Here is a 20,768-nt window from a genome sequence, read left to right as displayed (position 1 = left end):
GACACGCCGTGCCACGGCGCCTGCCGTGGCACGTGCCGGGACTGCCTGCCGGGACCATTGTCCTCCCGGCGCGGGCCGGGGTGGCGCAGGCGCACCGCGCGCGCGACCGCATAGCCTGGGGTCGTGGACGACGGCGCGCCGGGGCGGGACCCGGACCGGTACCCGGTGGAGTGGGAGGCCGACGTCGTGCTGCGCGACGGGACCACCACGCACGTGCGGCCCATCCGCCCCGAGGACGCCGACGCGCTCCAGCGCTTTCACGTCGGCCAGTCCGAGCGCTCCACCTACCTGCGGTTCTTCGCGCCCATGGAACGGCTGTCCGAGCGCGACCTCGAGCGCTTCACGCGCGTCGACCACGTGGACCGCGTCGCGCTCGTCGCGGTGCGCCCGCGCGACGGCGCCCCCGGGGACGGCGGCGAGGACATCATCGGCGTCGCACGGTTCGACCGCACCGGCCCCTCCGAGGCGGAGGTCGCCTTCAACATCGCGGACTCCGCGCAGGGCCGGGGCCTGGGCTCCGTGCTGCTGGAGCACGTCGCCGCGGCGGCGCGCGAGCGCGGTGTGCGCCGCTTCACGGCCGAGGTGCTGCCCCAGAACGGCAAGATGCTCGCGGTGTTCCGCGAGGCGGGGTACGACGTGCGCCAGCAGATGGACGACGGCTTCGTCCAGGTCAGCGTCGACCTCGACCCCACGGAGCGGTCGCGGGCCGTCATGGCCGACCGCGAGCACCGCGCGGAGGCCCGGAGCATGCAGGGGCTGCTGGGCGCCACGAGCGTCGTGCTCGTGGGCCCCGACGCCCCGGCCGACGCGCGCGCGGAGCACGACGGCGAGGCCCTCGACCGCCTGCTCGCGCAGCGCGCGCTCGCCGCGCTCGAGCGCAGCGACGTGACGGTCCACGTCGTGGGGGCCGCGCGCGGCCCGGGGGAGGAGCGGTGGTCCGCGACCCTCGCCGACGTACCCGGTCCCGTCGACCTCGCCGTCGTCGCGCTGCCCCCGCCCGCGGCGATCGACGCCGTCCGCCGGCTCGCGCGCCTCGAGGTGCGCGGCGTCGTCGTGCTGTCGGCCGGCTTCGCCGAGACGGGTCCGGACGGGCTCGCGCTGCAGCGCGAGCTCCTGCGCGTCGCGCACACGGCGGGGCTGCGCGTCGTCGGGCCCGCGAGCTACGGGCTGCTGCGCACGGGCGACGCGCCCGACCGCCCCGCCCTCGCCGCGACCCTCGCCCACGACCTGCCGGCCCCCGGCGTGGTGGGCCTGTTCAGCCAGTCCGCGCCCATGGCCGTGACGCTCCTCGCGACGACGGCGCGGCGCGGCCTGGGCGTGTCGTCGTTCCTGTCCGCCGGGCACCGCGCCGACGTCTCGGGCAACGACCTCATGCAGTACTGGCAGGACGACGCCGCGACGCAGGTCGTGTGCCTCTACCTCGAGTCCATCGGCAACCCGCGCAAGTTCTCGCGCATCGCGCGCCGCCTCGCGTCGGTCAAGCCCGTGGTCGTGGTGACGGCGGGGCGCTCGGGGCACGTCGTGCCGCCGGGGCACGCGGTCCGCTCGACGCGCGCGCCGCGGCGGACGCTCGAGGAGATGCTGCGGCAGTCCGGCGTCATCCGGGCCGAGAACACGCACCACATGATCGACATCGCCCAGCTGCTCGCGCACCAGCCGCTCCCGGCCGGGCGCCGCGTCGGCATCCTCGCGAGCTCCGCGTCGCTCGCCGCGCTCGTCGCCGAGGCGTCGTCCTCGGCGGGCCTCGTCGTCGCGCGCTCGGACTTCCTGCCCGAGGACGCGTCCGCCGACGAGCTCGCCGCCACGGTCGGCGCGCTCTACGCGCCCGACGCGTGCGACGTCGTCGTCGTGGTGCAGGTCCCGGTCGTCGGGCCCCGGCGCGCGGACGTCTCGCGCGCCGTCGCGGACGCGGCCGCCCGCACGGGCCGCACGACCGTGGCGAGCATGCTCGGCCTGCACGGCCTCACCGACGAGCTCTCGGCCCCGGCCCCGGGGGCGCAGAGCGGGGCGGCCCCCGTGCGCGTCCCCGCCTACTCGACGCCGGAGGACGCCGTCGCCGCGCTCGGCGCGGTCGTGCGCTACGCGCGCTGGCGCGAGGCCGACCACGGCACGCCCGTGCGCCCGGCCGGCGTCGACCCGGTGCGGGCGCGCGCGCTCGTCGAGGAGGCGCTCGCCGGTCAGGACGCCGTCGACCTCGACCCGACGACGACGGCGGAGCTGCTCGCGTGCTACGGCGTGCGGGTCTGGCCCGCGCGCCGGGTGCGGACCGCCGACGAGGCGGTCGAGGCGGCGCGCGAGGTCGGCTGGCCCGTGGTGCTCAAGAGCACCGCGGCAGGCCTGCGGCACCGGGCCGACCTCGGGGGCGTGCGGCTGGACATCGCGGACGAGACCGAGCTGCGCACGGACTTCGCGCAGATGCGCGAGGCGCTCGCGGCCGTGCTGCCGGGCGCCGCGGACGAGCCGTTCGAGGTCCAGGCGATGGCCGACGCCGGGGTCGCGTGCGTGGTCCGCTCGACCGAGGACCAGCTCTTCGGCCCCGTCGTCTCGTTCGGGCTCGCGGGCGACGCCGTCGACCTCCTCGGCGACGTCGCGTACGGCGTGCCGCCCCTGACCGACGTCGACGTCGCGGCGATGGTCCGCTCGGTGCGGGCCGCGCCGCGCCTGTTCGGCTACATGGGCACGCACGTGGTGGCCACGGCCGCGCTCGAGGACGTCCTGGCGCGCGTGTCCGTGCTCGCGGACGACCTGCCCGAGGTCCGCAGCCTCGAGCTGTACCCCGTCGTCGTCTCGGAGCACGGGGCCGCGGTCCTCAGCGCGCGCGTCACGCTCGCCGACGCCCAGCGGGCCGACGCGCTCCGGCGGGCCCTGCCGGGCTGACGGGCCGGCCGCGACCCGCCCGGGCCCCCGACGGCGGGTGGCCCCGGCCCGGCGCCGGATGGGACAATGCGCGGGTGCCCTCTGCTACCTCCAACGCCTGGACCGACCTGACGACCCAGCTCCACCGCGCCGGCTACTACCCGGAGCTCGTCGCGGACGTCCTCGACCTCGCGGTCGCGGGGGAGGAGATCGTCTCGCACCTCGTGCTCCCGGAGACGACGTTCGACGCGACCGAGGTGCGCCGCCACCTCACGGTGCTCGTCCTCACGCCCACGCGGCTCGTCACGGCGCACGTCGACGACCACCCGGCGGACAGCGAGAACCCGTCGGCCTCCGCCGCCGCCACGACCGAGGCGGTGCCCCTGTCCGAGGTGCGGTCCGTCTCGCTCACGCACGTCGTGGCCGAGCCGCACGAGCACCGTGCGGGCGCCGCGCCGCTCGAGGTCACGCTCGCGCTCGGCTGGGGCGCGGTCTCGCGCGTCGACCTCGAGCCCGCCGGCTGCCCCGACCCCGCGTGCGACGCCGACCACGGGCTCACCGGCCAGATCACGCCCGACGACGTCGTCGTCCGCGTGAGCGCCGAGGCGGAGGGCCGCGACGCCGTCCGTGCCGCGGTGGACTTCGCGCGGGCCCTGTCGCGCTCGACCACCCGGCACAGCGCCCGGTGAGCGAGGCACCCGCGGGCGCGCCGGCCCCGGTCGCCGACCCGGCGCTCCCCCCGGGCCTGCTCGCGCCGGAGCACGGGACGCGCGGCCTCGCGGCCGTCCTGCCCGCCGCCGCGGGTGCGCTCGGCGTCGGCCTGACCACCGCCACGGGGCTCGCGAGCGAGACGGCGCGCGGCGCGCTCGACCTGCCGCGCGCCGAGCGCGTGTGCGTCGTGCTGGTCGACGGCCTCGGCCACGTCAACCTCGCCGAGCGCGCGGGGCACGCCCCGTTCCTGCGCTCGCTCCTGCCCGACGCGCGGCCCCTCACCTCGACGTTCCCCAGCACGACCGCCGCCGCGATCGGCGCGTTCGGCACGGGCACCGCGCCGGGCCGCACGGGCATGCTCGGGTACACGCAGCGCAACCCGGTGACGCGCGGCCTCGCCAACATGGTGTCGTGGGAGGGCGCGCCCGCGCCCGCCGAGCTCCAGCGCGAGGAGCCGGTGCTCGCGCGCCTGGCCGGGGCGGGCGTCGCGGTGACGTCCACCGGCCCCGCCCGGTTCGCCGGGTCGGGCATGACGGTCGCCGCGCTGCGGGGCGGCACGTACGCGGCCGCCGAGCCGCTGGCGGGGCGCGTCGACGCGGCCGTCCGCGCGCTGTCCCGGCCCGGTCTCGTCTACCTCTACTGGGGCGAGGTGGACAAGGCGGGCCACCACCACGGCAGCGCGTCGTGGCAGTGGGGCGACGAGCTCGAGGCGCTCGACCGCGAGCTCGCGCGCCTCGTGCGGTCGGTGCCGCGCGGCACGCTCGTGCTCGTCACCGCGGACCACGGCATGGTCGACGTCGACCCGGCGCTGCGCCGCGACGTCGCGACCGACCCCGCGCTCGCCCGCGGCGTCGAGCTCGTCGGCGGCGAGCCGCGCGCCGTCCACGTGTACACCGAGCCCGGCCAGACGGCGGCCGTCGCCGCGCGCTGGCGCGACGTCCTCGGCGACGACGCGCTCGTGCTGGAGCGGGACGAGGTGCTGGCCCGGGGATTCCTCGGGCCCGACCCTCGGCCCGAGGCCGTCGCCTCCGCCGGCGACGTGATGGTCGCGCTGCGGGGGCGGGCGACCGTCGTCGACTCGCGCACCCAGACGCCCGCGTCGCTCACGCTCGTGGGCGTGCACGGCTCGCTCACCGAGCGCGAGATGCGCGTGCCGCTGCTCGTCGCGGCCACCTGACCCGACCGCGTCCCGTCGCGCCGGAGCCACCCGGCGCGGACGCACCGACCGACCTCGCGGAGGACCGCCGATGGCAGAGCTCGTCTTCTTCTCCGGGACCATGGACTGCGGCAAGTCCACCCTGGCGCTCCAGCTCGACCACAACCACGCCGCGCGCGGCCGGCGCGGGCTGATCTTCTCGCGCGACGACCGCGCCGGGTCCGACCGGCTCTCCTCGCGCCTCGGGCTCGAGGTCGTCGCGCGCGAGGTCCACGACGACACCGACTTCTGGTCGCTGGTCACCGCCGAGCCGGTGCCCGTGGACTACCTCGTGTGCGACGAGGCGCAGTTCTACTCCCCGGCGCAGGTCGAGCAGCTCGCGCGCCTCGTCGACGAGACGGAGATCGACGTCTTCGCGTTCGGCATCACGGCCGACTTCCGCACGCGCCTGTTCCCGGGCTCCGCACGCCTCATCGAGCTCGCGGACCGGGTCGAGGTCCTCCAGGTCGAGTCGCTGTGCTGGTGCGGGCGGCGCGCCACGCACAACGCGCGCACGGTGGACGGGCGCATGGTCGTCGAGGGCGACCAGGTCGTCGTCGGGGACGTCCGGGCCGGCTCGGGGGAGATCGGCTACGAGGTGCTCTGCCGGCGCCACCACATGCGACGCATGACGACGGTGGTCGCGCGCCGGCACGCGACGGAGGACGGCCTGCCGCTCGACCTGCCGCGCTGACGCGCCGCCGGCATCACTCGGGGCGGGCCCCGAACACGATCTCGTCCCAGCTCGGGACCTTCGCGCGCGACCGGTTCTTGCCCTTGCGGGGCTCGCGCGCGGCCGGGGGCCGCGTCGTGCTCGAGGCGCCGTCGGCGTCGGACGCCGACGGGGCGTCGTCGTCCGCGCCCGCCTCCCCGGACGGCGCGGTCTGCGGGCGCCCGGGCTCGTCGGGGCCGTCCTCGGACGCGTCGGCGGCGGCGACCAGGCCCTGCGGGGGCCGGATCGTCGGCAGGTGCACCACGGTCGCGCCCGCGGGCAGGCCGCCGGAGAACCCGCCCTCGTCCTCGTCCTGCTCACGGTTCCCCGGGGCGAGCGGACCGAAGCCCTCGAACGGCTCCTGCCCGACGGCGTCGCCCGCGGACGCCGGGTCCTTGCGCGGGCGCACGCCGCGCCGTTGGCTCAGGTCGTCGAGCAGCTCGGCCGTCCCGTCGTCGGCGGGCGGCGCGGCCCGCAGGCCGCGGGCGCCGCGCGCGGTCGCGTCCACGTCGAACACCGCCACGGCCCCCGGTGCCGGGTCGCGCGGGGCGTCCGTCCCGGAGAGCCAGCGGGCCTCGTCGTCCAGCGCCTGCAGCGCGCGCGTCGCCGGGTCGTAGGTCCAGCGGGCCGTCCGCTCGCCGGTCCCGGCCTCGAACGTCGCCGTCACGACCCACGGGGAGCCGTGCGCGCGCGCCGCGCTCCACGCGACCGCCGCGGCGTCGACGTCGCGCGCGGCGAGCCGCTGCGCGACGAGCTCGCCCACCGTCGGGGAGTCCTCGTCGTGCCCTGGGCGCAGCCCGCGCACGCGCTCGACGACGTACTCCTGCTCGGCGACGACCGGGCCGGCGAACCGGCGCACGTGCTCGACCCCGAGCCCCGCGGCCTCGGCGACCGCCTCGACGGAGTCCCCGGCGCGCAGCCGGGCCTGGATCTCGCGCGGGGCGAGGTTGCGCTCGCCCTCCGCGCGCAGGTGCTCCAGGTGCGGGCGGTCGCGCCGTACGGCCGCGCGCAGCGCCTCGGTGATGGGCAGCACGAACTGCGCGCCACCCGTCGCCCGCAGGACGAGGTGCTCCCCGTCCTCGTGCAGTCTCACCAGCTCCAGCTCGTCCATGGACCCTCCCGTGTCGCCGCGCCCGGTGGCGCTCGCGGTGCCGCTCGTGCGCCGCTCGTGGTGCCGCCCCGGTCGCCCGGCGCCCGGCCCCGTGCCGGACCGCCGTGCGCCGTGGACCGCGACGCCCGCGCCACCGCTCCCTCGAGGGTGCCATCGTCCCATCCCCGAGCGGCGCAGCACGCGCGGTGTGCCGCCCATTCGCGCCGGCCCGGCCCCGCCCCCGCAGGCGGCGGCTGGGATGATGCGGGGGTGATCCTCGACCTCGTGCCCGGCGACGCCCTCGAGCTCGGCGGCGTGTTCTTCGCGGCGCTGTCCGGCGGGCTCGCCGCGGTGCGCAAGCGGTTCGACCTCGTCGGCGTCCTCGTGCTCGCGTGGGCCGCGGGACTGGGCGGCGGGCTCCTGCGCGACGTCCTCATCGGGGCGATCCCGCCCGTCGGCATCTCCGACTGGCGGCTCGTGGCCGTCGCCGCCCTCGCGGGCGTCGTCACGTTCTTCTGGCACCCGCGGCTCGAGCGGCTGCGGCGCAGCATCATCGTGCTCGACGCCGGCGCCCTCGCGCTCTTCGTGCTGTCCGGGACCATGAAGGCCCTGGAGTACGGCGTCGGCCCGCTCGCCGCGGTCTTCGCGGGCGTGCTCACGGGCGTGGGGGGCGGCATCCTGCGCGACCTGCTGACCAACGAGGTGCCGCTGCTGTTCCAGGACAAGCAGCTCTACGCCATCCCGGCGCTCGCGGGGGCCGCGCTCACCGCGGCGCTCGCCGAGGCGGACCTGCTCGGGCCGTTCTCGCAGGCGGCGGTCCTCGCGCTCGTGTTCGGCTTCCGTCTCGTCTCGCTGCGCCTCGGCTGGTCCGCGCCCGGCCCGTGGGAGGGTCGCCGGGCAGGCCGCGGGTCGGGCAGGATGTGAGCCGTGCGCCTCTTCATCGACGACCCCCGGCAGCCCGACGACGTCACCGTGGCCGACCTGCGCGACCTGGCCGAGCGCCTCGCGCGCGAGGCCGGCGAGCTGGTCCGCTCCGGCCGTCCCGACCGGGTCGAGGTGGCCGCGACGAAGTCGACCGCGACCGACGTCGTGACACGGATGGACGCCGACTCCGAGGCGCTGCTGCGCCGCGGCATCGCCGCCGCCCGCCCCGACGACGCGATCCTCGGCGAGGAGGAGGGCGCCTCGTCCGGGACGTCGGGCGTCACCTGGGTCATCGACCCGGTCGACGGCACGGTGAACTACCTCTACGGCGTCGCGTCGTACGCGGTGTCGGTCGCCGCGGTGGTCGGCCCGCCCGACCCGCTGGAGTGGACGGTGCTCGCCGGGGCGGTGCACTCGGTCGTCGACGACCGCACGTGGACGGCGGGGCTGGGAGCGGGGGCGACCCTCGACGGCCGGCCCGTGCACGTCAGCGCCGAGACCGACCTCGGCCAGTGCCTCGTGGGCACGGGCTTCGGGTACGACGCCGACCGGCGCCGCGCGCAGGCCCGCGTGCTGCTCGACGTGCTGCCGCAGGTGCGCGACATCCGCCGCCTCGGCTCGGCCGCGATCGACCTGTGCCTCGTCGCCACGGGCGAGCTCGACCTCTACTACGAGCGTGGTCTCAACCCGTGGGACATGGCCGCGGGAGCGCTCGTCGCGCACGAGGCCGGGGCGCTCGTGACGGGCCTGCGGGGTCGCGCCGCGGACCGCGAGATGACGGTCGCGGGACCGCCCGAGGCGGTCGCCCGGCTCGTCCGGATCCTCGAGGGCGCGGGAGCGGACTCCGACTCCTGACGGGGTGCCGTGCACCCGTGACCAACGACACCCGGGCGGGTGCCCGGCCACAGGGTGCATCACTCAGGGAAATGGTGCAGAATCCGGGGGCCCACCGGGAACAATTCCGGTGCGCCGCGCATTGATGAGCGTGCAGTGCCACGAACCCCCTCGGGGCACGACACGTCACGGGGTGCCCCCGCACCCCGCACCCGTGCCGCCCGGCACGACCGGCCGTCGCCGGTGGTCCGGACGTGCACAGTCGCGATCGACGATATTCCGGAGAGTGACCCCACAGATGGCAACAGACTACGACGCCCCCCGCAAGAGTGAAGAGGAGCTCAGCGAGGACTCGCTCCAGGAGCTCCAGGCTCGTCGCTCCGACAAGAGCTCGGGCGTCGTTGACGAGGACGAGACCGAGGCGGCCGAAGGCTTCGAGCTGCCCGGTGCCGACCTGTCCGGCGAGGAGCTCTCCGTCCGGGTCCTTCCCCGTCAGGCGGACGAGTTCACGTGCGCGAGCTGTTTCCTCGTGCACCACCGCAGCCAGCTCGCCTACGAGAAGAACGGCCAGCAGATCTGCTCGGAGTGCGCTGCCTGACCCGCCGCGCGCCACGGCCGACGGCCGCCGCCCCCTCCCCGGGGCGGCGGCCGTCGTCGTCCGCGGGGCCCGTAGGCCGAGCGGGGCGCGGGCGCGCGGTGAGCGGACGACCCGCCGCCGCGTGCGAGCGCCCTCGCTCAGGCGGCGTGCGCGGCGCGGACCGCGTCCGCCAGGCGCTGCGGGTGCCGGGTCGAGACGAGCCAGTACGGCGTCGGGTCCTGCGGGTCCTCGAGCACGACGTGCACCCCGGTGCGCGCCCACGCGCGCAGGCACACGTAGGCGCGCGCGTCGAGGCGGGGGCCGAGCTGGACGCGCATCGCGTCGGCGTCGAGCGTCGTCACCTGGCCGAGCAGCGACGCCGGGACGTGGGCCCGCCCCGCGCGCAGCTCGCCGTCGGCGACCTCGACGACGGGCGACGTCCACCACAGCGCGACGACGCCCGCGACGGCGGCCAGGCCGCCGACCCCGAGGGCGACGGCGTGGCTCGCCGGCCACAGGGCGATCCCGAGGACGAGCGCGAAGCCGAGCGCCGCGGCCCAGCCGCCGACGCCCGGGACGAGGCGCTCGCGGTAGGAGGCCGTGCCCGCGGTGCCGGGCGTCCCGGCGGCTCCGCGGGTCGAGGACGGGGTGCTGCGGTCGGCGGCGTCGGTCATGGGTCCATCATCCCAGCCCCGCGCACCGCGGCCGACGTGCTCGCAGCGCGCCGCGCGCACTAGGCTCTGCGGGTGCCGAACCACCAGCAGCCCTCGACCGGCGACGTCGACGTCCTCATCACGCTCCTCGACGACGTCCCCCTGCCCGCCTACGCCCACCCGGGCGACGCGGGCGCGGACCTCGTGACGACCGTCGACGTCGAGCTGGCGCCGGGGGAGCGCGCCGTGGTCCCGACGGGCGTGTCGATCGCGCTGCCCGACGGCTACGCGGCGTTCGTGCACCCGCGCTCGGGTCTCGCGGCCAAGCACGGCCTCACCGTCGTCAACGCGCCGGGGACCGTGGACGCCGGGTACCGGGGCGAGATCAAGGTGACGCTGCTCAACACCGACGCACGCGAGCCCGTCGTCCTGCGGCGCGGCGACCGGGTCGCGCAGCTCGTCGTCCAGAAGGTCGAGCGGGCGCGGTTCGTGCAGGCCGAGCGCCTGCCCGGCTCGCACCGCGGCGAGGGCGGGTTCGGGTCGAGCGGCGGCTGGACGCCCGCACCCTGACCGGCGCACCCGGCCCGCCGCTGCGCGGGCTAGTGTGGAATCAGTGCGGGGCGAGCGCCCCGTGAGGAGTCCCGGCCGAGTGCCGGGCAGGTGAAGGAGTTCGTCCGTGGGTCTGTTCCGTCGCTCCAGGTCGTCCGAGCCGACCGAGTCGCCCGAGCCGTCGGGCACGACGTCCGAGCAGGTCGGCGACGGCGCGTCCGCCCCGGAGGCGGCCGCCGAGGCCCCCGCACGCGGCCCGTACGACTCCGCCCAGGTGCCCGAGCGCGGCCCGCGCCTCGACCTCGGCGCGGTGTGGCTCCCCGGCGTGCCGGGCATGGAGCTGCGCATGGAGGTCGACAAGAAGACGCAGCGCATCACGGGCGTGGCGTGCGCGGTCGGCGGCTCCGGGCTCCAGGTGCAGGCGTTCGCCGCGCCGCGCACGGAGGGCATCTGGGACGAGATCCGCGGCGAGATCGCGGCGTCCGTCACCAAGCAGGGCGGCACCGTCGACGACCTGCCGGGCCCGTTCGGGCGCGAGCTGCTCGCGCGCATCCCCGCGCAGACGCCGGACGGCCGCCCGGGCGTGCGGCCCGCGCGCTTCGTGGGTGTCGACGGCCCCCGCTGGTTCCTGCGCGGCGTGCTCACCGGCAAGGCCGCGGTCGACCCGGCCGAGGCGCGCCTGCTCGAGACCGTGTTCGCGAACATCGTCGTCGTGCGCGACCAGAACCCGCGCCCGCCGCGCGACCTGCTCACCCTGCACCTGCCGGGCAAGGGCCCGGAGGCCGCCCCGGCCCCGACCCCGGCCGGTGCCCCCGAGACGCCGTCGTTCGACCCGCTGACCCGTGGGCCGGAGATCACGGAGATCCGCTGACATGGTCCCCACCCTGCGTGACGCCTGGCGCACCGCGCTCGCCTCCCAGGAGGAGCTCGCGGCCGACGAGGAGCGCACCGAGGCGGCCCGGCAGAAGGGCTGCCGTGCCGTCGCCGAGCTGCCCAACCGCCGCCGCGCGAAGATCTCCGGCGTCCTGCGGTCCGTCGTGCTCCGCCCGCGCGAGGGCGTACCGACGGTCGAGGTCGAGCTCTTCGACGGGTCCGGCGTCGTCGACCTCGTCTGGCTCGGGCGCCGCCGGATCGCGGGCATCGAGCCCGGGCGCCGCGCGCTCGTCGAGGGCCTCGTGTGCGACGTCGACGGCCGCCGCACCATCTTCAACCCGCGCTACGAGCTCCTGGCCAAGCCGGGGGAGTGAGCCCGGCGGCCGTCGTGGACGGCCGTGCCGTACGATCCTGCGCACCCGACCCGGCCGCACCGGCCCTCCCGCCGGCGCCGCCCACCCGAGCCCCCGAGGACGCCACGACATGACGAGCAGCAGCGACGCGACCGGCGGCCCCGTGGGCGGGCGCCCCGACCCGGGCCGCGCGCCCGAGCCCGTCGCGCACGACGCCGAGGTGGTCGAGACGGTCGTCGACGACGTCGCGGCGCCCGAGGACGGCCGCGCCCGCGGCGTGCGCGCGCTCGCGGGCGAGGACTTCTCGGTGGCCGACGCGATCGGCGGCGTGCGCGGGCTCGTGGAGTCCGTCGCGCCCGGGCTCGTGTTCGTCGTCGTCTACGTCGCCACGACCAACCTGCGCTGGGCGCTCGTCACGTCCGTCGCGGCGGCCCTCGTGGCCGTCGCCGCGCGCCTCGTCCAGCGCACGCCCGTGACGCAGGCGTTCGGTGGCCTTCTGGGCGTCGGCATCGGCGTCCTGTGGGCGTGGCGCTCGGGGGAGGCGCAGGACTACTTCGCGTGGGGCCTGTGGACCAACGCCGCGTACCTCGTCGCGCTCCTGGTGTCCGTGGTGGTCCGCTGGCCGCTCGTCGGGCTCGTCGTGGAGGGCTTCCGCAGCGGCTTCGGCGTGGGGACGGCGTCCGGCGGCACGACGGCGGACGCGACCGACGGCGAGCCCCGCGAGGGCGCGGACGTTCCCGCGCCGCAGCCCGCCGAGCCGGCCGCCGGGAGCGCAGGAGAGCCCGGCGCGTTCGCCCGCTGGGCGCGGGCGTGGCGGTCGGACCGCGCGCTCGTGCGCCGCTACACCGCCGCGACGTGGCTGTGGATCGGGCTCTTCGGGGCGCGCCTCGCCGTCCAGGTGCCGCTGTACCTCGACGGCGACGTCGGCTGGCTCGGCACCGCGCGCCTCGTCATGGGGATCCCGCTGTGGGCCCTCGTGCTGTGGCTCACGTGGATCCTGGTGCGCCGCCCCGCGACCGCCGGACCGCGGCCCGCGGCGTAGCCGCCCCGCCGCGCAGGCCGCGTCGTCAGAGCAGGTCGCCGCCGAGCTCGGGAGCCTCGACGGGCGCGTCCGGCGCCGTCGGGCCGTCCTCGTCCTCGCCGGCGAGCAGCCGCGCGAGCGCGCCCTCGTCCGCCTCGTTCCCCGTGACGAGCAGGAGCTCGTCCCCGACCTCGAGCGTGTCGTCCGCGCTCGGCGCGATGGGGCGCGTGCCACGCACGATCGCCGCGAGCACGGTGTCCGCCGGCCAGCGCACCTCGCCCACGCGTCGGCCGAGGAGCGGCGACGACGGCGGCAGCGTCACCTCGAGGATGTCCGCGCCGGACTGGTGGAACGTGAAGATGCGCACGAGGTCGCCCACGGCGACGGCCTCCTCGACCATCGCCGTCATGATGCGCGGCGTGGACACGGCGACGTCGACGCCCCACGACTCGTCGAACATCCACTCGTTCTTCGGGTTGTTGACGCGCGCGACCGTGCGCGGCACGCCGAACTCGGTCTTGGCGAGGAGCGACACGACGAGGTTCACCTTGTCGTCGCCCGTCGCGGCGACGATGACGTCGCACTCGTCGACCTTCGCCTCGGCGAGCGACGACAGCTCGCACGCGTCGGCGAGGAGCCAGTCGGCGTCCGCGACCTGCGCGACGCGCATCGCCGCGGGCTGCTTGTCGACGAGCATGACCTCGTGGTCGTGGCTGAGGAGCTCGCGGGCGATCGAGCGGCCGACGGAGCCCGCCCCGGCGATGACGACGCGCATCACTCGGCCTCGACCTTCGGTGCGTGGGTGAGCTTGCGTTCGACGACGGCGGCCCGCTCGTCGTCCATGAGCACGTGCAGCACGTCGTTCTCCTGCAGGACGGTGCGGTCGGTGACGAGGACGCCGTCGCCGAAGCGGCTGACGAACGCGACGCGCGCCTCGGTCGCGTCCTCGATGGCGCGCACGGTGCGGCCGATCCAGCCGGGGTGGAAGTCGACCTGGGCGAGCCGCACGCGCCCGGACGGGTCGCGGTACTCGTCGGTCGCGCCGAACGGGAGCATGCGGCGCAGCACCTGGTCGGAGGTCCAGCGCACGGTCGCCACGGTCGGGATGCCGAGCCGCTGGTAGATCTCGGCACGCTGCGGGTCGTAGATGCGCGCGACGACCTTCTCGACGCCGAACGTCTCGCGGACCACGCGCGCGGACAGGATGTTCGAGTTGTCGCCGTCGGAGACGGCGGCGAACGCGTACGCGTCCTCGATCCCGGCCTGCACGAGCGTGTCGCGGTCGAAGCCGACGCCGGTCACCTTCTTGCCCGTGAACTCCGCGGGCAGGCGCCGGAACGCGTCGGGGTTCTGGTCGACGACGGCGACCGAGTGGCCGCTCGACTCGAGGGACTGGGCGAGCGTCGCACCGACGCGCCCGCAGCCCATGATCACGAAGTGCACGCACCGAACGCTACCGCCCGCCGGGCCCGCGGGCGCGCACCAGCGCGACCGGGCGCCGTCGGGCATAGCATGTGGCCTCGTGTCGGAGATCGCTGATGCCGCGAAGCGGCTGCTGCTCGGACGGCCTGTCCGTTCCGAGCACCTGGGGCACACGCTGCTCCCCAAGCGCGTCGCGCTGCCCGTGTTCGCGTCCGACGCGCTCTCGTCCGTCGCGTACGCCCCGGACGAGATCCTCCTGACGCTCGCGCTCGCGGGCCTCAGCGCGACGATGATCTCGCCGTGGGTCGGCCTCGCGGTCGTGGTCGTGCTGCTCACGGTCGTCGCGTCGTACCGCCAGAACGTGCGGGCGTACCCGTCGGGCGGTGGCGACTACGAGGTCGCGACCGTCAACCTCGGCCCGACGGCGGGCGTCGGTGTCGCCTCGGCCCTCATGGTCGACTACGTGCTCACGGTCGCGGTCTCGATCTCCTCGGGCGCGCAGTACGCCGCGAGCGCGATCCCCGCGCTGCGGGACCACGAGGCGGCGTTCGCGATCGGCCTCGTCGTGCTGCTCACGCTCGTCAACCTGCGCGGGGTGAAGGAGTCGGGCACCTTCTTCGCGATCCCCGTCTACCTCTTCATGCTCGCGATCGGCACGACGGCGGTCGTCGGCTTCTTCCAGTACGTCACCGGCAACCTCGGCCCGGCGGAGAGCGCGGAGTTCGAGCTCACGGCGGAGAGCGGGTTCGACCAGGGGCTCATGGGCATCGCGGGCGCGTTCCTCGTGGCGCGCGCGTTCGCGTCCGGGTGCGCCGCCCTCACGGGCGTCGAGGCCATCAGCAACGGCGTGCCCGCGTTCCGCAAGCCCAAGTCGCGCAACGCGGCCACGACGCTCGCCCTGCTGGGCGGCATCTCGGCGGCGATGATGCTCTCCATCCTCTTCCTCGCCCGGGCGACGGGCGTGCACTACGCGGAGGACCCGCACGCGCAGCTCTCGCTCAACGGCGAGCCGCTCCCGGTCGACTACGTGCAGCACCCCGTGATCGGGCAGCTCGCGGAGACGGTGTTCAGCGGCGCGCCGATCCTGTTCTACGTCGTGTCGGCCGTGACGGGGCTCATCCTCGTGCTCGCGGCGAACACCGCGTTCAACGGGTTCCCGGTGCTCGGCTCGATCCTCGCCAAGGACGGCTACCTCCCGCGCCAGCTCCACACGCGCGGCGACCGTCTCGCGTTCTCGAACGGGATCATCACGCTCGCGGTCGCGGCGATCGTGCTCATCTGGGCCTTCGACGCCGAGGTGACGCGCCTGATCCAGCTCTACATCGTGGGCGTGTTCGTGTCCTTCACGCTGTCCCAGCTGGGCATGGTGCGGCACTGGACCCGCGCGCTGCGCACCGAGCACCAGCCGCGCGAGCGGTCCCGCATGCGCCGCTCGCGCGTCGTGAACACCGTGGGCCTCGGCATGACGGGCACGGTGCTCGTGATCGTGCTCCTCACCAAGTTCACGCACGGCGCGTGGATCGCGATCCTCGCGATGGCGATCGTCTTCGTGCTCATGAAGTCGATCCGCAAGCACTACGACACGGTGCGCGACGAGCTCGCGCTCGGCGACGACGCCGCGGCCGCCCGCGCGCTGCCGAGCCGTGTGCACGCGATCGTGCTCGTCTCGAAGATCCACCGCCCGACGATGCGGGCGCTCGCGTACGCGCGGGCGTCGCGGCCGTCGGTGCTCGAGGCAGTCACCGTCGGCGTCGACGCCGAGGACGTCGAGGACCTCATGCGGCAGTGGGAGGCCCTCGACCTCCCGGTGCCGCTGCGCGTGCTGGACTCGCCGTTCCGCGAGATCACGCGCCCCGTGCTGTCGTACGTGCGGTCGGTCCGCCGCGAGTCCCCGCGCGACCTCGTGGTCGTCTACATCCCGGAGTACGTCGTCGGGCACTGGTGGGAGCAGCTCCTGCACAACCAGAGCGCGCTGCGCCTCAAGGGCCGGCTCCTCTTCACGCCGGGCGTCGTGGTGGCGTCGGTGCCGTGGCAGCTCTCGTCGACGGAGGGGCAGACCGGGCTCGAGGGCGAGGGCTTCCGCCAGCGCTTCACCGGGTACTGATCGCGCCGGCGCGACTCCCGGAGGAGGCCCGGTCCCGACGTCGGGGCCGGGCCTTCGCGCGTCCGCGGCGGGGGGCGGCGGGAGCCCGGGGGAGAGTGCGGGGGGAGCGCGCGGGAGAGTCCGGGATACTGGGGGCATGCCGTCCTCCTCGCGTGGTCCTGCCGTGCCCTCCGACCGACCGTCCGACCCCGGCGCGGGTCGTCCCGAGCGCGCGCCGCGCCGGTCCGGCCGACGACCCGGCCGGCAGACCCGGCAGTCGCCGCGCGCGCTCCCTCGACCTGAGGTCGAGGTCGAGCTCGAGGTCGGCCCGGTGGCGCACGGCGGCCACTGCGTGGCACGGCACGAGGGCCGGGTCGTCTTCGTGCGGCACGCCCTGCCGGGCGAGCGCGTGCGCGCCCGCGTCACTGAGGGCGGCGACGCCGCGAAATTCTGGCGCGCCGACGCGGTCGAGGTCCTCGAGGCGTCGCCCGACCGCGTGCCGTCCGCGTGGCCCGAGGCCGGTCCGGGCGGCGTGGGCGGCGGGGAGCTCGCGCACGTCGCGCTCGGCGCGCAGCGGCGGTGGAAGCGCGACGTCCTGGCCGAGCAGCTGCGCCGCCTCGCGCACGTCGACCTCGACGATCTTCACCCTCAGGTAGAGGTCGAGGGTCTGCCGGGGGACGACGAGCGCGGCGGCCTCGCCTACCGCACGCGCGTGGACCTCGTGGCCGACGGCGGCGGCCGCGCCGGCATGCACCGCTTCCGCTCGCACACCGTCCTCCCGCTCGACGCGATGCCGCTCGCGAGCGAGGACGTCGCCGACCTCGCGGCGCACGAGAAGGTCTTCACCCGCTCGTGGCGCCCGGGCACCCGGATCGAGCTCGTCGCGCCCGTCGGGTCCGCGCCGGTCCTGCTCGTCGACGGCGAGCCCTGGCGCGGGGGCTCTCTCGACCACCGGCCCAACGCGCGGCGCAGCGTCACCGAGCGCGTCGTGCTCGGCGACCGCGAGCACACGTACCGGGTCGCCGCGGACGGGTTCTGGCAGGTCCACCGCGAGGCGCCCGCAGCCCTGACGCGCGCGGTGCTCGACGGCGTCGGCGACGTCGACGGCGCGCGCGTGCTCGACCTCTACTCGGGGGCCGGGCTGTTCACGTCGCCGCTCGCGGCCGCCGTCGGGGACGCGGGCACCGTGCTCGCGGTCGAGGGCGACGAGCGCGCCGTGCGCGACGCCCGGCGCAACGCGCACGGCCTCGAGCGGGTCGAGCTGTGGCACGGGCCGGTCGAGCAGGTGCTCGCCCAGGACGGGAGCGGCGCGGACGTCGTCGTGCTCGACCCGCCCCGCGTCGGTGCCGGGCGCGCCGTCGTCGAGGCCGTCGTGGGCCGCGAGCCGTCGCGCGTCGTCTACGTCGCGTGCGACCCGGCCGCGCTCGCGCGCGACGTGTCGTACCTCGCGGAGCACGGCTACGGGCTGTCGTCGCTGCGCGCGTTCGACCTCTTCCCCATGACCCACCACCTGGAGGCGGTGGCGGTCCTCACGCGCTGACCGCGTGGCGGCGCGGGCGCGCCGCTACGGGCGCATGATGAGGGGGAGACCCCTACGAGCACGGACGGTGAGGCGCGCATGACGAGCACGGCGGCGACGGGGACCCGGACGGTCGTCCGGGCGGCGAGCCAGGACGGGCCCGGCGACGGTCCGGACGACGTCCGGGACGTCGTCGGCGTGGGCGTCCTCATGCCGAACGGGCGGCTCGCGGGCCGGAGCTTCGCGTCGCGCGCCGAGGCGGAGGCGTGGGCGCGGCCCGAGGAGGGGGAGCAGGTCGTCGAGCTCAACGTCCTGTGCGACTGCGACCTCTGAGCCGTCGCCGACCCCATATATCTTGACGTCAAGATATATGGGGTATGCTGGTTGCGGTGCAGGTCGCAGCGGGTCGTGGACGAGCCGCCGGCCACCGCCCCAGCCGTCCTCCGGGACGCGGCCGGAGCGGCGCACCGGCCCGGCGTAGTCTGGGCGAAGCCCCCTGAACCATGGCATCCGTGCCACCGTCTCGCCACGAAGGAGCTACGAGTGAGCAGCGTCGACACGTTCGGGTCGAAGGGAACGCTGGAGGTCGGTGAGAACTCGTACGAGATCTTCCGCCTCTCCGCCGTCGAGGGTGTCGAGCGCCTCCCGTACAGCCTGAAGATCCTCGCCGAGAACCTCCTGCGCACGGAGGACGGCGCCAACATCACCGCGGACCACGTCCGCGCGCTCGCGTCCTGGGACCCGGACGCGCAGCCGGACACCGAGATCCAGTTCACGCCGGCGCGCGTGATCATGCAGGACTTCACCGGTGTCCCGTGCGTCGTGGACCTCGCGACGATGCGCGAGGCCGTCGCGGAGCTCGGCGGCGACCCGTCGCGCATCAACCCGCTGGCGCCGGCCGAGATGGTCATCGACCACTCGGTCCAGATCGACGTCGCGGGCCGCTCGGACGCGTTCGAGCGCAACGTCGAGTTCGAGTACCAGCGCAACCACGAGCGCTACCAGTTCCTGCGCTGGGGCCAGACGGCCTTCGACGACTTCAAGGTCGTCCCCCCGGGCACCGGCATCGTGCACCAGGTCAACATCGAGTACCTCGCGCGCACCGTCATGACCCGTGAGGTCGGCGGCGTGCTCCGCGCCTACCCGGACACGTGCGTCGGCACCGACTCGCACACGACGATGGTCAACGGCCTCGGCGTGCTCGGCTGGGGCGTCGGCGGCATCGAGGCCGAGGCGGCCATGCTCGGTCAGCCCGTCTCGATGCTCATCCCGCGCGTCGTGGGCTTCAAGCTCAACGGCTCCATCCCGGCGGGCGTGACCGCGACGGACGTCGTGCTCACCATCACGCAGATGCTGCGCCAGCACGGCGTCGTCGGGAAGTTCGTCGAGTTCTACGGCGCGGGCGTGGCCCAGGTGCCGCTCGCGAACCGCGCGACCATCGGCAACATGAGCCCCGAGTTCGGCTCGACCGCCGCGATCTTCCCGATCGACGGCGTGACGATCGACTACCTGCGCCTCACGGGCCGCAGCGACGAGCAGCTCGCGCTCGTCGAGGCGTACGCCAAGGAGCAGGGCCTGTGGCTCGACCCCGAGGCCGACGGCTACGTCGAGCCCGTCTTCTCGGAGTACCTCGAGCTGGACCTCTCGACGGTCGTCCCGTCGATCGCCGGCCCGAAGCGCCCGCAGGACCGCATCGAGCTCGGCGAGGCGAAGGAGTCGTTCGCGTCCGCGATCCTCGACTACGTCGACGCCCAGGAGGCGGCGCCGTTCACGGGTCTCGACGAGTCCGTCGAGGAGACGTTCCCGGCGTCCGACCCGATCGCCGCGGCCGCGCACGACGACCCGTCCGACCAGCCGGTCGCGCCGGGCCACGCCGACAGCGCGAAGCGCCCGCACAAGGTCGTCCCGGTCACGCTCGAGGACGGCACGACGACCGAGCTCGACCACGGGCACGTCGTCATCGCGTCGATCACGTCGTGCACCAACACGTCGAACCCCTCGGTCATGCTCGCGGCGGCCCTGCTCGCGAAGAAGGCGGTCGACCGCGGTCTCGCGTCGAAGCCGTGGGTCAAGACGTCGATGGCGCCCGGCTCGCAGGTCGTGACGAACTACTACGAGAAGGCCGGCCTGTGGCCGTACCTCGAGAAGCTCGGCTTCCACCTGGTCGGCTACGGCTGCGCCACGTGCATCGGCAACTCGGGCCCGCTCGCCGACGAGATCTCGGCGACGGTCAACGAGCACGACCTCTCGGTCGTCTCGGTCCTCTCGGGCAACCGCAACTTCGAGGGCCGCATCAACCCCGACGTGAAGATGAACTACCTCGCGTCGCCGCCTCTCGTCATCGCCTACGCGCTGGCCGGCACGATGGACTTCGACTTCGACGGCGAGCCCCTGGGCACCGACCCGCACGGCGAGCCGGTCTTCCTCAAGGACATCTGGCCCTCCCCGGAGGAGGTCCAGGCGACGATCGACGCGTCGATCGACCGCGACATGTTCACGAAGGACTACGCGGACGTCTTCACGGGTGACGACCGCTGGCGCGCGCTGGAGACGCCCGAGGGCGACACGTTCGCGTGGGACACCGAGTCGACCTACGTGCGCAAGCCCCCGTACTTCGACGGCATGGGCATGGAGCCGTCGCCCGTCACGGACATCTCCGGCGCGCGCGTGCTCGCGAAGCTCGGCGACTCGGTGACGACCGACCACATCAGCCCCGCCGGTGCCATCAAGGTGGACTCGCCGGCCGGCAAGTACCTCGCGGAGCACGGCGTCGCGCGCCGCGACTTCAACTCCTACGGCTCGCGCCGCGGGAACCACGAGGTCATGATCCGCGGCACGTTCGCGAACATCCGCCTGCGCAACCAGCTCCTCGACAACGTCGAGGGCGGCTACACCTTCAACTTCGTGAAGGACGCGCAGGACACGATCTACGACGCCGCGCAGGACTACGCCGCGCAGGGCACCCCGCTCGTCATCCTGGGCGGCAAGGAGTACGGCTCCGGCTCGTCGCGCGACTGGGCGGCCAAGGGCACGGCGCTCCTGGGCGTCAAGGCCGTCATCACGGAGAGCTTCGAGCGCATCCACCGCTCGAACCTGATCGGCATGGGCGTCCTGCCGCTGCAGTTCCCGGCGGGGGAGAGCGCCGAGTCGCTCGGCCTCGCGGGCACGGAGACCTTCGACATCGAGGGCATCACCGCGCTCAACGACGGCACCACGCCGTCGACCGTCAAGGTCACGGCCACCAAGCCCGACGGCACGAGCGTCGAGTTCGACGCCGTCGTGCGCATCGACACCCCGGGCGAGGCGGACTACTACCGCAACGGCGGCATCCTGCAGTACGTGCTGCGCTCCCTCGTCGCCTGACACGCACGCGCGTCCCGACGGCGCGTCCACCCC

The 20,768-nt window shown here is 75.4% G+C and carries 19 protein-coding genes; 15 read left to right on the top strand and 4 right to left on the bottom strand.

Annotation, left to right across the window (positions count from 1 at the left end; genetic code table 11):
• Window positions 1-123: 123 nt before the first annotated feature.
• From B8281_RS14005 to B8281_RS13990, 4 genes are all read left to right on the top strand, one after another.
• Entirely contained in the window at window positions 124-2,877 is a 2,754-nt protein-coding gene (locus B8281_RS14005) for a GNAT family N-acetyltransferase (protein WP_085388041.1), read from the top strand.
• A 74-nt stretch (window positions 2,878-2,951) separates the two neighbouring features.
• On the top strand, window positions 2,952-3,545 hold the full coding sequence (locus B8281_RS14000; protein WP_043652060.1) for a DUF5998 family protein: 594 nt from the start codon (window positions 2,952-2,954) through the stop codon (window positions 3,543-3,545).
• A complete protein-coding gene (locus B8281_RS13995) occupies window positions 3,542-4,744 on the top strand; it encodes an alkaline phosphatase family protein (protein WP_085388040.1) in 1,203 nt (400 codons plus the stop codon). The genes B8281_RS14000 and B8281_RS13995 overlap by 4 nt, the downstream gene beginning before the upstream one ends.
• 70 nt (window positions 4,745-4,814) lie before the next feature.
• Complete coding sequence (locus B8281_RS13990; RefSeq protein WP_085388039.1) at window positions 4,815-5,456, top strand: thymidine kinase; 642 nt, start codon at window positions 4,815-4,817, stop codon at window positions 5,454-5,456.
• A gap of 13 nt (window positions 5,457-5,469) precedes the next feature.
• Here the strand turns inward: B8281_RS13990 and sepH are convergent, their stop codons facing one another.
• Window positions 5,470-6,585, bottom strand: coding sequence for a septation protein SepH (gene sepH, locus B8281_RS13985; protein WP_085388038.1), 1,116 nt, complete (start codon window positions 6,583-6,585; stop codon window positions 5,470-5,472).
• Between the two features lie 249 nt (window positions 6,586-6,834).
• Between sepH and B8281_RS13980 the strand changes: the two genes are divergently transcribed.
• From B8281_RS13980 to B8281_RS13970, 3 genes are all read left to right on the top strand, one after another.
• Complete coding sequence (locus B8281_RS13980) at window positions 6,835-7,488, top strand: trimeric intracellular cation channel family protein (protein ID WP_085388037.1); 654 nt, start codon at window positions 6,835-6,837, stop codon at window positions 7,486-7,488.
• 3 nt (window positions 7,489-7,491) lie between these two features.
• Window positions 7,492-8,343: an inositol monophosphatase family protein gene (locus B8281_RS13975; RefSeq protein WP_232322575.1), complete on the top strand. Its 852-nt coding sequence runs from the start codon at window positions 7,492-7,494 to the stop codon at window positions 8,341-8,343.
• A 277-nt stretch (window positions 8,344-8,620) separates the two neighbouring features.
• Window positions 8,621-8,920: a DUF4193 domain-containing protein gene (locus B8281_RS13970; RefSeq protein ID WP_021483601.1), complete on the top strand. Its 300-nt coding sequence runs from the start codon at window positions 8,621-8,623 to the stop codon at window positions 8,918-8,920.
• A 137-nt stretch (window positions 8,921-9,057) separates the two neighbouring features.
• Here the strand turns inward: B8281_RS13970 and B8281_RS13965 are convergent, their stop codons facing one another.
• Window positions 9,058-9,573, bottom strand: coding sequence for a DUF3093 domain-containing protein (locus tag B8281_RS13965; protein ID WP_034652389.1), 516 nt, complete (start codon window positions 9,571-9,573; stop codon window positions 9,058-9,060).
• Window positions 9,574-9,645: 72 nt separating this feature from the next.
• On the opposite strand from B8281_RS13965, the gene dut reads away from it, so the two are divergent.
• From dut to B8281_RS13945, 4 genes are all read left to right on the top strand, one after another.
• The gene (dut, locus tag B8281_RS13960) at window positions 9,646-10,122 is read left to right on the top strand and encodes a dUTP diphosphatase (RefSeq protein ID WP_034652386.1); all 477 of its coding nucleotides are present in this window, start codon (window positions 9,646-9,648) and stop codon (window positions 10,120-10,122) included.
• A gap of 106 nt (window positions 10,123-10,228) precedes the next feature.
• Window positions 10,229-10,972: a DUF3710 domain-containing protein gene (locus B8281_RS13955; protein WP_043652079.1), complete on the top strand. Its 744-nt coding sequence runs from the start codon at window positions 10,229-10,231 to the stop codon at window positions 10,970-10,972.
• Between the two features lies 1 nt (window position 10,973).
• On the top strand, window positions 10,974-11,348 hold the full coding sequence (locus tag B8281_RS13950; protein ID WP_034652381.1) for an OB-fold nucleic acid binding domain-containing protein: 375 nt from the start codon (window positions 10,974-10,976) through the stop codon (window positions 11,346-11,348).
• Between the two features lie 109 nt (window positions 11,349-11,457).
• Window positions 11,458-12,369, top strand: a complete 912-nt coding sequence (locus B8281_RS13945) for a DUF3159 domain-containing protein (protein WP_085388036.1) — start codon at window positions 11,458-11,460, stop codon at window positions 12,367-12,369.
• Between the two features lie 25 nt (window positions 12,370-12,394).
• Here B8281_RS13945 and B8281_RS13940 read toward each other — a convergent pair whose 3' ends face one another.
• Both B8281_RS13940 and B8281_RS13935 read right to left on the bottom strand, forming a co-directional pair.
• Complete coding sequence (locus B8281_RS13940) at window positions 12,395-13,123, bottom strand: TrkA family potassium uptake protein (RefSeq protein WP_085388779.1); 729 nt, start codon at window positions 13,121-13,123, stop codon at window positions 12,395-12,397.
• Window positions 13,123-13,776, bottom strand: a complete 654-nt coding sequence (locus B8281_RS13935) for a TrkA family potassium uptake protein (protein ID WP_031316042.1) — start codon at window positions 13,774-13,776, stop codon at window positions 13,123-13,125. The genes B8281_RS13940 and B8281_RS13935 overlap by 1 nt, the downstream gene beginning before the upstream one ends.
• A 94-nt stretch (window positions 13,777-13,870) precedes the next feature.
• On the opposite strand from B8281_RS13935, the gene B8281_RS13930 reads away from it, so the two are divergent.
• The 4 genes from B8281_RS13930 (at window position 13,871) to B8281_RS13915 (ending at window position 20,735) form a co-directional block, all read left to right on the top strand.
• A complete protein-coding gene (locus B8281_RS13930) occupies window positions 13,871-15,874 on the top strand; it encodes an APC family permease (RefSeq protein ID WP_034652378.1) in 2,004 nt (667 codons plus the stop codon).
• A gap of 136 nt (window positions 15,875-16,010) precedes the next feature.
• Entirely contained in the window at window positions 16,011-17,393 is a 1,383-nt protein-coding gene (locus B8281_RS13925; RefSeq protein ID WP_034652375.1) for a class I SAM-dependent RNA methyltransferase, read from the top strand.
• Between the two features lie 78 nt (window positions 17,394-17,471).
• Complete coding sequence (locus B8281_RS13920; protein ID WP_034652372.1) at window positions 17,472-17,705, top strand: hypothetical protein; 234 nt, start codon at window positions 17,472-17,474, stop codon at window positions 17,703-17,705.
• 210 nt (window positions 17,706-17,915) lie between these two features.
• Window positions 17,916-20,735, top strand: coding sequence for an aconitate hydratase (locus B8281_RS13915; protein WP_076404955.1), 2,820 nt, complete (start codon window positions 17,916-17,918; stop codon window positions 20,733-20,735).
• Window positions 20,736-20,768 lie beyond the last annotated feature (33 nt).

The organism is Cellulosimicrobium sp. TH-20 (assembly GCF_002105775.1).
GTDB lineage: Bacteria > Actinomycetota > Actinomycetes > Actinomycetales > Cellulomonadaceae > Cellulosimicrobium > Cellulosimicrobium funkei.
Note: the sequence above shows the minus strand (reverse complement) of the source record. Positions and strands in the feature narration are given on the sequence as shown.